The organism is Variovorax sp. LjRoot84 (assembly GCF_964254305.1).
GTDB lineage: Bacteria > Pseudomonadota > Gammaproteobacteria > Burkholderiales > Burkholderiaceae_C > Variovorax.
On record NZ_CAXUTE020000001.1, the window covers coordinates 842,660 to 854,934 of the forward strand.

Consider the following 12,275-nt stretch of genomic DNA (forward strand, 5'->3'; position numbering starts at 1 on the left):
AGCGCCGCCGAACACAACGACATGGAGACAGCATGAACTTCTTCTTCGAGCCCCGCCGCCGTCGCTTCGTGCAAGCCGGCGCCCTCGCATTCGGCCTGGCCTCCACGCTGGGGTCCACGCAGGCTTTTGCGCAGCAGCCCTGGCCCGCCAAGCCCATCAGTCTGATCGTGCCCTTCCCCTCGGGCGGCACCACCGACGTGCTGGCCCGCGCGCTGGCCGACCGGCTCTCGCAAAGCCTCGGCCAGCCCGTGGTGGTCGAGAGCAAGCCCGGCGCCGGTGCGACGCTGGGCGCCGACTTCGTGGCCAAGGCCAAGCCCGACGGCTACACGCTGCTGATGGGCGCGGTGCACCACACCATCGCGACCAGCGTCTACAAGAAGCTGCCCTACGATTTCCAGAAAGACTTGGCGCCCATCACCGTCGTGGCCATGGTGCCCAACGTGCTGGTGGTCAACGCCGCCAACACGCCGGCCAAAAACGTCGCCGAACTGGTGGCGCTCGCCAAGTCCGCGAAGGACAAGCTGGCCTACGGCTCCAACGGCAACGGCACCGCGCAACACCTGATCGGCACGCAGTTCCAGGCCAGCACCGGCGCCGAACTGCTGCACGTGCCCTACAAGGGCAGCGGCCCGCTCACCACCGACCTGCTCGGCGGCCAGGTGGCGATGTCCTTCGACACCATCACGCCGGTGCTGCAGCACATCAAGAGCGGCAAGCTGCGCGCGCTGGCCGTGACCACGGCGAAGCGCTCGTCGGTGCTGCCGGAGGTGCCCACCCTCGAGGAGGCCGGACTCAAGGGCTTCGACATCGGCACCTGGTTCGGCGTGCTGGCGCCGGCGGCCACGCCGAAGGACGTGGTGGCGCGCCTCAACGCGGAGATGGTGAAGATCATCCAGTCGCCGGACTTCGCCGAGCGCATGCAGGCCATCGGCGCGGAGCCGCTGGGCGGCAGCTCGCAGGAAATGGCAGGCCGGATCCGCGAGGAGACGGCGAAGTTCGCGAAGCTGGTGAAAGAAGGAAAGGTCGCGATCGATTAGGGCCTGAGCAGGCCCTTAGCGCCAGGGCGTTGCGCCCCTGGTGAGCCGCGAATGCTCGACCATGATGCAGCGGTCCTGCACCACTTCCAGCCCGGCCGAGCGACCCTTGGCCGCTGCTGCCTGATTGATGATGCCGAGCTGCATCCAGAGCGCCGGTGCGCCGATGGCGATGGCTTCGTCCATTACCGGCGGCACGTCTTCGGCCTGGCGAAACACGTTCACCAGGTCGATCTTCTCGTGCTTCGCGGCCTCTCTCAGCGTCGGATAGGCCTTCTCGCCGAAGACCTCGCGCGTGTTCGGGTTGACCGGCACGATCCGGAAGCCGCGCGCCTTCATGTATTGTGAGACGCCGTAGCTGGTGCGATGCGGGCTCGGCGAGAGGCCGACGACGGCGATGGTGCGCGTGCGCGCGAGCAGCGCTCCGATGTCGGTGGGTGGGGTTGCGTCTTTCATCGCGCCATTTTGCGGCGCGGCGCGCAACCGTACCGTGCTCAGGCCTTGTACTTGATCGAGCAGCCGTAGGGCTTGGTGGCCGCCGCGCTGATCGGCTTGCCGCCGAAGGCTTCGCCGAGCGCCTGGTTCACGTAGTTGGTGGCGCTCTTGATGTCCTCGGCGCGCGCCGACGCAATGCTGTCGATGCCGCCCGCGTACACCAGCACGCCCTTAGGATCGATGATGAAGAGATGCGGCGTGGTGCGCGCGGCGTAGGCGCGGCCGATCACGCCGTCTTCGTCCATCAGCACGGCCGTGGGCGCGGCCGACTGCTCCTTCATCCAGGCATCGAGTGCGGCCGGTTTCAGGTAGTCGCTGGCGGCACGCTCGGTCGAATTGAGCGACAGCCAGACCACGCCCTTGTCGGTGGCCGCCTTCTGGGTGGCAGGCATGTTGCCGCTGCCGTAGTGCTTGCGCACGAACGGGCAGCCCGGATTGGTCCATTCGAGCACCACGAACTTGCCGGCGAAATCCGACAGCCGGTGCTGCTTGCCGCTGGTGTCGACGGCGACGAAATCGGGCGCCTTCTGGCCCACGGCCGGCGCGGCCATGGCGTGGGTGCCCATGAGGAAAGTGGCGCCGAGCGCCACCGCGGCGGCCACCACGGCGCGGCGCGAGGCCCGGCTCAGGGCCGCGCGGGCATTGCGCGCGGCACGGTAGGAACGCGAGTCGGAGGATGACGATGAAGGCATGGTCAGCTTGAACTCCCAATCAATATATTCAACAACCGCCACAGCTTAGAGCGGTTTTCTCACCTGCTTGTGACAACCCGTAGAGACTCGGGGTCAAAGCGTCGCCAAGGCCGAGCGTACCTCTTCTTTGCTAAGGATTTCGGTCAGCACCACGGGCGCCTTGCCCGGCGCCTGCAGCACGTAGACCGGCACGCCGCTGCGCCCCAGCGCGGTCAGCGCGGCGGTGATCGCCGGATCGCGGCGCGTCCAGTCGGCGCGCAGCATGGCGACCTGTCTGGCATCGAACTCGGCCAGGAGCGCCGCATCGGCCAACGTGCTGCGCTTGTTGTACTGGCAGGTCACGCACCAGGCGGCCGTGAAGTCGATGAACACCGGCCGGCCGGCGGCCGCGAGTTCGCTCACGCGCGTCGCAGACCAGGGCTGCCAGCGGTCGCCGGTCGCGGCCACGGCCGGCGCCGCGCTGCGCATCACGTTGCCGCCGATGGCGCCCGCCAGCACCGCGGTGGCCGCGATCAGCAGGCTGGCCACCACGATGCGCGTGCGCCCGCGCAGCGTGAACGCCCAGACGATCGCCGCCAGGCACACCAGGAGGCCGAGCAGCGCGCCCGCGCCGTCGATACCGCTTTGCTGGCCCAGCACCCAGACCAGCCAGGCGACCGTGGCGAACATCGGAAAAGCGAGCAGCCGGCGCAGCGTGTTCATCCACGGTCCGGGTCGCGGCAGCAAGCGCGCCACCGCCGGCACGAAGCCCGCCGCCAGGTAGGGCAGGGCGAGGCCGAAGCCGAGCACCGCGAACATCAGCAGGGCCTGCGTGGCCGGCAGCCCGATCGCGAAGCCCAGCGAAGCGCCCATGAAAGGCGCCGAGCAAGGCGAGGCGATCACCACCGCGAGCACGCCCGACAGGAAGTCGTTGACCACCGGGTGCCGGGCCTGGGCGCCGCACAGCGAAGCCGGCGCCAGCATGCGGAACTCATAGACGCCCGCGAGGTTGAGCCCGATCAGCGTGAAAAGCGCGGCCAGCACGGCCACCACCGCCGGCGACTGGAGTTGGAAGCCCCAGCCCAGTTCGGCGCCGGCCGCGCGCAGCGCGAGCATCGCGCCGCCCAGCGCCAGGAAGGACAGCATCACGCCGGCCGTGTAGGCGACCGCGGCCATCCGGTGGCCGCTGTGGTCTTCGGCCTGGCGCGTGAAGCCCAGCACCTTGATCGCGAGCACCGGGAACACGCAAGGCATCAGGTTGAGCAGCAGGCCGCCGAGCAGCGCGCCCAGCAGCGCGGCGACAAAGCTGCCTGCCGTTTGCGGCAGGGGCGCCGCGGTGTTGGCTTCGAGCGCGGCCTGCAAAGCCGGCGAGACCTCCGCCCGCGGGGCCGTGGCCGGCCAGGTGCCGGCAACCGGCGCTTCGGCGCGCCAGGCAATGGGCTGGCCGGCTTGCCGGTCGGCCTCGGCCAGGGCGACCACCACCGGCATCGTCGTCGGGCTGGCGCTGCGCTGATCGGAGAGCGGCACGGTGGCGGTCCAGGCGTCGCCCTGCCAGGCCTGCGTCCAGTCCTTGCCCTGCACGGCCGCCGTGTGGATCACCTCGCCGGTCTCGGGGAAGAACTCCAGGGTCTTGCCGCGCGCCGCCGCCGGCAGGCCTTCGAGGCGGACCTGCAGCTTGTCGCCCTCGATGGCGATCGTGCCCGGCTTCGCGAGCGCGGCCGGCTGGGCGGCCAGAGCGGCGTCGAAGGCGCTCTTGTGCAGTGCGGTCGAGCCCTGCAGCGGCAGCTTGAGCAGGAACTCTCCGTCTTCTGGAATGCATTCCTTGCGGCAAACCAGCCAGGAGGCCTTGAGTTTGATGTCGAGCCCGTTGGCGCCGGCGAGGCTTGCGGCGGGCTTGAAGTCGGACGCCACGGTCAGCGGCACCGGCAGCAGCACCGTGCCTTCGTAGCCGTAGTTGGCCAGGGTGCCGATCGGGATCTTCTTCGGCACCGGCCACGCGATGTCGCCGTTGGAGATGCCGGCCGGCAGCGACCAGGCGAGCTCGGTCGGCAGGCCGGAGTCGCCGGCGTTCTTCCAGTAGGTGTGCCACTCGGGCTGGTGCGTGATCTGCAGGCCGACCCAGACCGGCGCGCCGGCGACGACGCCCTGCGGCGCATGGGCGATCAGTTCCGCCCGCACATGGGGCGTGGTGACGACGGGTCCGACCTTGGAAGCCAGCTGGCCCGCAGCCGGCAGGCAGGCCGCGAGAGTGGCGGCCAGGAAGGCCGCAAGACGAAGGGAGGGGAGAAATGCCATGCCGGTCAGTCGGAGCGCCCGCGCGGGGCGAAGTTCCGGGTGGCCCTCATGCGGCCCACCCCAGCACCACCCTGCGGGTGGTGGCGCTCTTCTTTTCGATCTTGGTCACGATGACCTGGCCGATCTCGCGTGTGTTCGCCACGTGGGTGCCGCCGCAGGGTTGGAAATCGATCTGTTCGGCATCCCCGATCCGGATGGTGCGGACCGTGCCCGTGCCGCGCGGCGGCTGCACGCTCATGCTCTTGACCAGCGCGGGATTGGCGTCGAGCTCGGCATCGGTGATGGCGCTCACGGCCAGCGGATGGCCGGCAGCGACCAGGCGCGCCAGGCCGGTCGTGAGCGCTTCCTTGTCCAGCGGATCGGTCATGTGGAAGTCCAGCCGCGCGTACTCGGGGGTGATCGAGCAGCCGTTGACCGGCTGCGGCACCAGGTGGCACAGCAGGTGGGTCGCGGTGTGGAAGCGCATGAGCTTGTGGCGGCGCTCCCAGTCGATGCGGGCCGTCACGGCATCGTCCGGCTTCAGCGTGCCCAGCAGTTCGGACTGGCCGGGCGCCGGCAGATGGACGATCTCGTCGGTCGCCCGGCCCTCGGCGTCTTTGCCCTTGCGCGTGTCGGCGATCGCCAGTTCGCGCCCGTCGGCCACCAGCAGGTGGCCGCTGTCGCCGGCCTGGCCGCCGCCCTGCGGATAGAACACCGTGCGGTCGAGCACGATGCCGGCTTCGTCGGCGCGCACGACGCGGGCCCGGCATTCGCGCAGGTAGGCGTCGGAGCGGAACAGGTCGTCGGTCATCGCCCGATGGTAGCGGCGCCACCGCGCCGGGGTGCACCCACGCCAGAAAGCGCCCACAACCGACAGCGGGAGCTTGCGCGATCCGGATGATTCGTGGCTGCATGGCCTGTAGTCGCCTGAAGGACATCCGACCCATGAAGCATTCCAAGCTTTCTTCGGCCGCTGCGCTGCTGGCCGCCGTCATGCTGCTCGCGGCTTGCGGGGAAACGGCCAAGCTGCCGCCCGAGGCCGGCATCGGCCCCACGCCGCAACTGCCCGCGCCCAACAAGACGCTGATCCCGACCGTCAACATCGCCCCGGCCACCGGCTGGACCGACACCGCCGGCCCGAGCGTGCCCAGCGGCTTCACCGTGACGGCGCTGGCCCGCGGGCTGGACCATCCGCGCTGGGTCTACCCGCTGCCCAACGGCGACGTGCTGGTGGTCGAGAGCAACAAGCCGCCGAAGCCGGAAGGCGCGAACGGCGGCGGCCTGATGGACATGATCAGGGGCGCGGTGATGGGTCAGATCATGAAGCGCGCCGGTGCCCAAGTGCCGAGCGCCAACCGCATCACCCTGCTGCGCGATGCCGACGGCGACGGCGCGGCGGAGGTGCGCCAGGTGTTCATGCAGAACCTGGTGTCTCCTTTCGGGGTCGCGCTGGTCGGCAACGAGCTCTTAATCGCCAACGCCGACGCGCTGGTCAAGGTGCCCTACGCCGAGGGTCAGACCTCGATCACGGCCGCCCCGACCAAGGTGACCGATCTGCCGGCCGGCATCAACCACCACTGGACCAAGAACGTGATCGCCAACCGCGAGGGCACCAAGCTCTACGTAACGGTCGGCTCCAACAGCAACATCGGCGAGAACAGCCTGGCGGCCGAAGAGGGCCGGGCCGCGATCTGGGAGGTCGACGTGAAGAGCGGCGAGAAGCGGTTGTTCGCCACGGGTCTGCGCAATCCCAACGGCATGGCCTGGGAACCGGAGACCAACGTGCTGTGGACGGTGGTGAACGAGCGCGACGAGATCGGCAGCGACCTGGTGCCCGACTACCTGAGCTCGGTGAAGGATGGCGCCTTCTACGGCTGGCCCTGGAGTTATTACGGCCGCCATGTCGATGTGCGGGTGACGCCGCCCCGGCCCGAGATGGTGGCCAAGGCCGTGGTGCCCGACTATGCGCTGGGCTCGCACGTCGCAGCGCTGGGCTTGGCCTTCTCCAACCCGCGCGGCATGCCGCCCGAGTTCGCCAACGGCGTGTTCATCGGCGAGCACGGCTCGTGGAACCGCAGGCCGCTGTCGGGCTACAAGGTGGTGTTCGTGCCCTTCAGCGGCGGCCGGCCCAGCGGGCCGCCGGTCGATTTCGTCACCGGCTTCCTGAGCGCCGACGAGAAGGCGCAGGGCCGTCCGGTCGGCGTGGCGCTCGACAAGAGCGGCGCGCTGCTGGTGGCCGACGATGTGGGCAACGCCGTCTGGCGCGTCGCGCGAGCGAAGTAGCTGCCTCTAGAAGCCCTGCAGCACCACCTTGCCCTGCGCCTTGCCGCTCTCGATCAGCGCATGGGCGCGGCGCAGGTTCGTCGCATTGATCGTGCCGAAGCTTTCGTTGGCCGTGGTGCGGATGCGGCCCGCATCGACCAGCGCGGCGACTTCGGCCAGCAGCTCGCCCTGGCGCGCGACGTCGGGGGTCTCGAACTTCGAGCGCGTGAACATCGACTCCCAGTGCAGCGAGATCGCCTTGCCCTTGAGCGGCATGGCATCGAACACCGCCATGTCGTCGATCACCGCGAGCTGGCCCTGGGGCTTCAGGCTTTCGACGATCTGCGCGTAGTGCTGCCCGGTCTGCGTCAGGCTGGCGACCATGTCGACTTCGCCGATGCCGGCAGCCTTGAGTTCGCCGGCGAGCGGCTTCGAGTGGTCGATCACCGCGTGTGCGCCCAGCGCCAGGCACCAGGCGCGCGTTTCGGCGCGCGAGGCGGTCGCGATGATGCGCAGCTGCGTGAGCTGGCGCGCCAGCTGGATGAGGATCGAGCCGACGCCGCCGGCGCCGCCGACGATCAGGAGCGTCTGCCCGGCGCCGCCGTTCTTCGGCACCCGGAGCCGGTCGAACAGCAGCTCGTAGGCGGTGATGGTGGTCAGCGGCAGGGCTGCGGCCTGCGCGTCGTCCAGGCGCTTCGGCGCGAGGGCTGCGATGCGTTCGTCTACCACATGCAGTTCGCTGTTGGTGCCGGGCCGGGTGATCGAGCCTGCGTAGTACACGCGGTCGCCCGGCTTGAAGCCCTTGACCGCCGCACCGACGGCCTCGACCGTGCCGGCCGCGTCCCAGCCCAGCACCTTCGCGTCGGCCGCCCCCGGCCGCGCGCCCTTGCGCACCTTGGTGTCGACCGGGTTCACGGAAATCGCCTTCACCCGCACCAGCAGGTCGCGCGCGCCGGGCGTGGGCTCGGGCAGGCTGAGGTCTTCGAGCGAGGCGGGATCGTCGATGGGGAGGGATTGGCGGTAGCCGACGGCTTTCATGGTGTGTCCTTGGAGGAATGGAATCGATGCGGTCGAATGTAGGCATCGCGGCCGGCTTTGATAAGCTGCCCGCAAAGCGCATCAGTTTCAAATGAAAATTGAAAATATCGCGGACCTCCACGTGCTGGTGCACACGGCGCGCGGCGGCACCCTCACGGCGGCGGCGCGCGCGCTGGGCATCACGCCCGCGGCGGCCAGTGCGACCTTGAAGCGGCTCGAGGCACAGCTCGGCGCACGCCTGTTCGAGCGCTCGACCCGCGCGATGCGGCTCACGCCGCAGGGCCAGACGCTGCTCGACTACGCCAGCCGCGCCTTCGAGCTGCTGGCCGAAGGCGAGTCGCTGGTGGCGGCCGATCGCGGCGCGCTGGTCGGCACGGTGCGCGTCGCCGCGCCTTCGGACCTCACGCGCAGTGCGCTTCTGCCCTGGTTCGACGACTTCCTCGATGCGCACCCGGGCCTGCAGCTCGCGCTCTCGGTCGGCGACCGGCCGCTCGACGTCACGCGCGACGAGGTCGACGTGGCGCTGCGCTACGGCGCGCTGGCCGATTCGCGTCCAGTGCCGTGCGCTTCGCCCGCCTACCTTCGCCGGCACCCAGCGCCGCAGGTGCCGCAGGACCTGCTGCAGCACAACTGCCTGACCTTCCATCGCAGCGGCCGGCGCCAGCGTGTCTGGCGCTTTGCGCGCAACGGCCAGTGGACCGAGGTGCGCGTCGACGGCGACCGCATCGTCGACGACGCCTCGCTCGCGCGCCAGTGGGCGCTCGCGGGCCGCGGCATCACGCTCAAGTCGGCGCTCGACGTGCAGCAGGACGAGGCCTCGGGTGCGCTGGTGCGGCTTCTGCCCGACTGGGACACCGAGCCCTATCCGCTGCACGCCCTGCTGCCCAACGGCCGCTTCGTGCCGGCGCGGGTGCGTTCGCTCATCGATTTCCTGGCGGCCAAGTTCGCGGCGCTGCCCTCGCACCACTAAGCTCGCACCACTAAGATTGCCTCATGACTGCCCTTGCCAGCCGCTTCTGGTCCCAACTCACGACACGCGATTTCGCCGCGCTCGATCCGGCCGCGACCGTCGCGGTGCTGCCCCTGGGCGCGACCGAGCAGCACGGCCCGCATCTGCCGCTGGGCGTGGACTCGACCCTGGTCGACGGCATCGTCGCCGCCGCGCTGCCGCTGCTGCCGGCCGAGCTGCCGGTGCTGTTCCTGCCGACCCAGCAGATTGGCCTGAGCCCCGAGCACGCGCGCTTTGCGGGCACGCTCACCCTGTCGGCTGAGACGCTGATCCGGCTCTGGAACGAGATCGGCGCCGGCGTCGCGCGTGCGGGCGTCAGGAAGCTGGTGCTTTTCAATGCGCACGGCGGACACACCGGCGCGATGGACATCGTCGCGCGCGAGCTACGTGCGGCGCACGGCCTCATCGTCTACAGCGCGAGCTGGTTCAACCTGCCGCTGGGCGATGCGGGCGCGCAGTTCAGCGCCGACGAACACCGTTTCGGCGTGCACGCCGGCGAGATCGAGACCTCGATGATGCTGGCCCTGGCGCCGGGGCAGGTGGCGATGCAGGCGGCGCGCGATTTCGGCTCCAGCTCGCGCCAGCGCGCGGCCGATTACCCGGTGCTCGGCAACGGCAGGAGCGCCAGGCTGGGCTGGGCCATGGAGGACTACAACCCCGCAGGTGCCGCCGGCAACGCCGCCGCGGCGACCGCAGAGAAAGGCCGCGCGGTGATCGACGCCGCGGCGCGCCAGCTCGCGGCACTGCTGGCCGAGGCGTCGCGCCTGCCGCTGTCGACCGCGCACACCGGGCCGTTGGGCTGAACAGCCTCAGCCGGCCACCGCCGGCCCGCCCGGCGCGGCTTCCTTGATCTTGATCGTGCCGTCGGGCCGCTCGCAGGTGCCGATGAGCAAGCCGCTGGCGACCGCATGCGCGCGCAGCGCATCTATCACCTCATCGCGCCCCGGGCTGGCCGAGAACGCGGGCGCGCTGGCCAGCGCGAAGAGCTGGAAGGCATAGCGGTGCACGCCGTGTCCCGGCGGCGGATCGGGCGGCAGCCAGGCGGCCTGGAGGTAGGAATTGCGGCCGGTGTGAACGCCGGTTCCCTCGTTGCCGGCACTGGCGATCGCGGCCTCGGGCAGGTTGCCGTCCTCCGCCGGAAGGCCGACCACGATCGCATGCACCAGCGGATGGGGCGTCGGCGAATCGGCGTCCTCGACCAGCAGCACCAGCGAAGCGGCGCCGGCCGGCACGCCGGTCCATTGCAGGGGCGGCGACAGGCCCTCGCCGTCGGCCGTGTAGCGCGGCGGCAGCGGCGCATGGTCGACGAAGGCCAGGCTGGCGACCGAGATCGAGGCCATGCCCTGGCGCAGCCCCAGGGTGTTGAAGGCGATCTCGTCGAGGCCGGCGCGCACGCCGTGCAGGGCGTGGCCGATGGCTTCGGGAAGTTTTTCGAGCATCCCGCCTGTATAGCTCGCGGGCGGCAGCAGGCGTGTAGGCAGGCTCCGCTATCATGAAACGGCGCTGCGCTCCCGCGGTCGCCTCTTCCCTCCCATTCCAATACCAAGGAAGCGTATGAGCATCGTCTGGACCATCCTGATCGGTTTCGTCGCGGGCCTCGTGGCGCGCGCCATCAAGCCCGGCGACGACTCGGCCGGCTTCATCGTGACCACCCTGATCGGCATCGCCGGCTCGCTGATCGCGACCTACCTCGGGCAGGCGATGGGCTGGTACACCGCGGGCCAGGGGGCCGGCTTCATCGCCTCGGTGGTCGGCGCGATCGTGCTGCTCTTCATCTGGGGCCTCGTCAAACGCAAGTGAGCGTGCCGGGCAGCGATGGCCCGCAAATCCAGGGCGCACCACCATGTCTACGTCGTCGAACTCGACGACCGGGTCTGGAACATCGCCCGCTTCCGGCGCGCCAACCCCGACTATCGGCTCGGCCAGCCCTTCGTCTACGTCGGCATGACGGGGCTGGATCCCGACGTACGCTTCGACAAGCACAAGGCCGGCATCCAGGCCAACGCCTTCGTGCGTGACTATGGGCTCAGGCTGTTGCCGGCCCTTTATGCGGTCTACAACCCGATGCCCTACGAGGCCGCGCGCGAGATGGAGGTCGAACTCGGCATCGCGTTGCGCGAAGCCGGCTATGGCGTCTGGCAAGCTTGAAATAAGCTCTCCCCCAGGCTTCGCGCACTGTGTGTCGCTACGCCAACCCCCTCACCGGGGGCAACACCAGCGGCCCGGCAAAGCCGGTTCCGCGGTGTTCCTGGAAGGGAGCTCGGGAACGCTTTGACGTGCAACGACAGGAGGCGCTATGGACGGTACGGCCTGCATCGTGATGACCACCGCCAGCACCGAGGACGAGGCGGAAGCGCTCGCCGCCGCGATCGTCGAGGCGGGCCTCGCGGCCTGCGTGCAGGTGCAGCGCGTGCGCAGCTTCTATGTCTGGCAGGGCACGCTGCACCGCGAGCCCGAATGGCTGCTTTTCATCAAGACCCTCGCCGCGCGCTATGTGGTGCTGGAAGCCTTCATCCGGGAACGCCACAGCTACGAAATGCCGGAGATCGTGCAGCTGCCGATCACGGCCGGGTCCGCGGACTACCTGCGCTGGCTCGCTGACGGCAGCGCGGGCGTCGCTCAGGCGTAGGTCACCCAGTCCGCCCAGGCGGGGCCGTCGAGGTGCGGCAGCGTGTTGTAGGTCACAAGCATGTGGCGCTTGGGCGTGAAGGCGAATTCGGTGACGGCGGTGTTGCGGATGCGCAGGTTCAGCTCGATGGTGGTCTCGGGGCTGGTGCCCAGCACGTGGCCGACCGCGGTGCTGATCGGGCCGCCGCTCGACACCACGAGGACCCGGGCGCCGTGGTGCTTGCCGCGCACGTGGTCCAGCGCGCTCGTCACCCCGGCCAGGAAGTCGACGTAGCTCGGCATCCCGGCCGGTGCCGTCCGGCCCTGCATCCAGGCACCCAGCCCGTCGCGCAGCAGCCGGAAGTGGTGGCGGTACTTCTCGGGTGAATCGGGCTTCTCGAGCTTCTCGGGATGGATGGTTGCAATGACCGCTTCGGCGTCGTACTCGTCGAGTCCCGGCCAGGGCAGCACGTCGTCGCGCGCGAGGCCCAATCCTTCGGCGATGCCTTCCCAGGTCTGGCGATGGCGTTTCAGGGTGCCGGTGATGACGGCATCGAACTGCATGCCGCGTTCGCGCCAGTACTCGCCCAGGCGCCGCGACTGCCGGTGGCCCAGTTCGCTCAGCTGGTCGTAGTCGGCCGCGCCGAAGCTGGCTTGTCCGTGGCGTACGAGAAAGAGGGTTCCCATGCGCGGAATTCTGCCGGCGCGCGCCGGAAAAGCGGGTCACTGCTGCGACCTTTCTGCGCTGGACGGGAGGGGCGATGGGCGCTGAAGTGTGAACTTTTTCATACAAATCATGTAATGAGTTGAATCACAAAGTTCTCATTCTGTAAGAATGCAAACTTTCGTTAACACCGATCGAGAGCCGCCGGTCCAGGGACGCCG

14 protein-coding genes are annotated in these 12,275 nt (G+C 69.6%); 7 read left to right on the plus strand and 7 right to left on the minus strand.

Features of this window, described 5'->3' with window-relative positions:
• The first annotated feature begins 32 nt into the window (after positions 1–32).
• Positions 33–1,037: a Bug family tripartite tricarboxylate transporter substrate binding protein gene (locus ACSQ9I_RS04255; RefSeq protein ID WP_436312370.1), complete on the plus strand. Its 1,005-nt coding sequence runs from the start codon at positions 33–35 to the stop codon at positions 1,035–1,037.
• 15 nt (positions 1,038–1,052) lie between these two features.
• Here the strand turns inward: ACSQ9I_RS04255 and ACSQ9I_RS04260 are convergent, their stop codons facing one another.
• The 4 genes from ACSQ9I_RS04260 to ACSQ9I_RS04275 form a co-directional block, all read right to left on the minus strand.
• Positions 1,053–1,490 (minus strand): CoA-binding protein, encoded by a 438-nt coding sequence (locus ACSQ9I_RS04260; protein ID WP_436312371.1) that lies wholly within the window; start codon positions 1,488–1,490, stop codon positions 1,053–1,055.
• A 38-nt stretch (positions 1,491–1,528) separates the two neighbouring features.
• Positions 1,529–2,221, minus strand: coding sequence for a redoxin domain-containing protein (locus tag ACSQ9I_RS04265; protein WP_436312372.1), 693 nt, complete (start codon positions 2,219–2,221; stop codon positions 1,529–1,531).
• A 93-nt stretch (positions 2,222–2,314) separates the two neighbouring features.
• Entirely contained in the window at positions 2,315–4,495 is a 2,181-nt protein-coding gene (locus ACSQ9I_RS04270; protein WP_436312373.1) for a protein-disulfide reductase DsbD family protein, read from the minus strand.
• Positions 4,496–4,541: 46 nt separating this feature from the next.
• Positions 4,542–5,285 (minus strand): alanyl-tRNA editing protein, encoded by a 744-nt coding sequence (locus tag ACSQ9I_RS04275; protein WP_436295433.1) that lies wholly within the window; start codon positions 5,283–5,285, stop codon positions 4,542–4,544.
• Positions 5,286–5,419: 134 nt separating this feature from the next.
• Here ACSQ9I_RS04275 and ACSQ9I_RS04280 point away from each other — a divergent pair, with 134 nt between their 5' ends.
• On the plus strand, positions 5,420–6,757 hold the full coding sequence (locus tag ACSQ9I_RS04280) for a PQQ-dependent sugar dehydrogenase (RefSeq protein WP_436312374.1): 1,338 nt from the start codon (positions 5,420–5,422) through the stop codon (positions 6,755–6,757).
• Between the two features lie 6 nt (positions 6,758–6,763).
• Here the strand turns inward: ACSQ9I_RS04280 and ACSQ9I_RS04285 are convergent, their stop codons facing one another.
• Positions 6,764–7,774 (minus strand): zinc-binding alcohol dehydrogenase family protein, encoded by a 1,011-nt coding sequence (locus ACSQ9I_RS04285; protein WP_436312375.1) that lies wholly within the window; start codon positions 7,772–7,774, stop codon positions 6,764–6,766.
• A 91-nt stretch (positions 7,775–7,865) separates the two neighbouring features.
• Here ACSQ9I_RS04285 and ACSQ9I_RS04290 point away from each other — a divergent pair, with 91 nt between their 5' ends.
• Positions 7,866–8,744, plus strand: coding sequence for a LysR family transcriptional regulator (locus ACSQ9I_RS04290; RefSeq protein ID WP_436312376.1), 879 nt, complete (start codon positions 7,866–7,868; stop codon positions 8,742–8,744).
• A gap of 23 nt (positions 8,745–8,767) precedes the next feature.
• The gene (locus ACSQ9I_RS04295; protein WP_093111349.1) at positions 8,768–9,586 is read left to right on the plus strand and encodes a creatininase family protein; all 819 of its coding nucleotides are present in this window, start codon (positions 8,768–8,770) and stop codon (positions 9,584–9,586) included.
• Positions 9,587–9,592: 6 nt separating this feature from the next.
• Here ACSQ9I_RS04295 and ACSQ9I_RS04300 read toward each other — a convergent pair whose 3' ends face one another.
• Positions 9,593–10,222 (minus strand): YbhB/YbcL family Raf kinase inhibitor-like protein, encoded by a 630-nt coding sequence (locus ACSQ9I_RS04300; RefSeq protein WP_436312377.1) that lies wholly within the window; start codon positions 10,220–10,222, stop codon positions 9,593–9,595.
• A gap of 115 nt (positions 10,223–10,337) precedes the next feature.
• Between ACSQ9I_RS04300 and ACSQ9I_RS04305 the strand changes: the two genes are divergently transcribed.
• The 3 genes from ACSQ9I_RS04305 (at position 10,338) to cutA (ending at position 11,412) form a co-directional block, all read left to right on the plus strand.
• Positions 10,338–10,583, plus strand: a complete 246-nt coding sequence (locus tag ACSQ9I_RS04305; RefSeq protein ID WP_093111353.1) for a GlsB/YeaQ/YmgE family stress response membrane protein — start codon at positions 10,338–10,340, stop codon at positions 10,581–10,583.
• Between the two features lie 15 nt (positions 10,584–10,598).
• Positions 10,599–10,931 carry a hypothetical protein gene (locus tag ACSQ9I_RS04310; RefSeq protein ID WP_093111355.1) on the plus strand — a complete coding sequence of 111 codons (333 nt, stop codon included), beginning with the start codon at positions 10,599–10,601 and terminating at the stop codon, positions 10,929–10,931.
• Between the two features lie 148 nt (positions 10,932–11,079).
• A complete protein-coding gene (gene cutA, locus ACSQ9I_RS04315; RefSeq protein ID WP_093111357.1) occupies positions 11,080–11,412 on the plus strand; it encodes a divalent-cation tolerance protein CutA in 333 nt (110 codons plus the stop codon).
• On the opposite strand, the gene ACSQ9I_RS04320 is transcribed toward cutA, so the two are convergent.
• Entirely contained in the window at positions 11,403–12,077 is a 675-nt protein-coding gene (locus ACSQ9I_RS04320) for a histidine phosphatase family protein (RefSeq protein WP_436312378.1), read from the minus strand. The genes cutA and ACSQ9I_RS04320 overlap by 10 nt on opposite strands.
• Between the last annotated feature and the right edge of the window lie 198 nt (positions 12,078–12,275).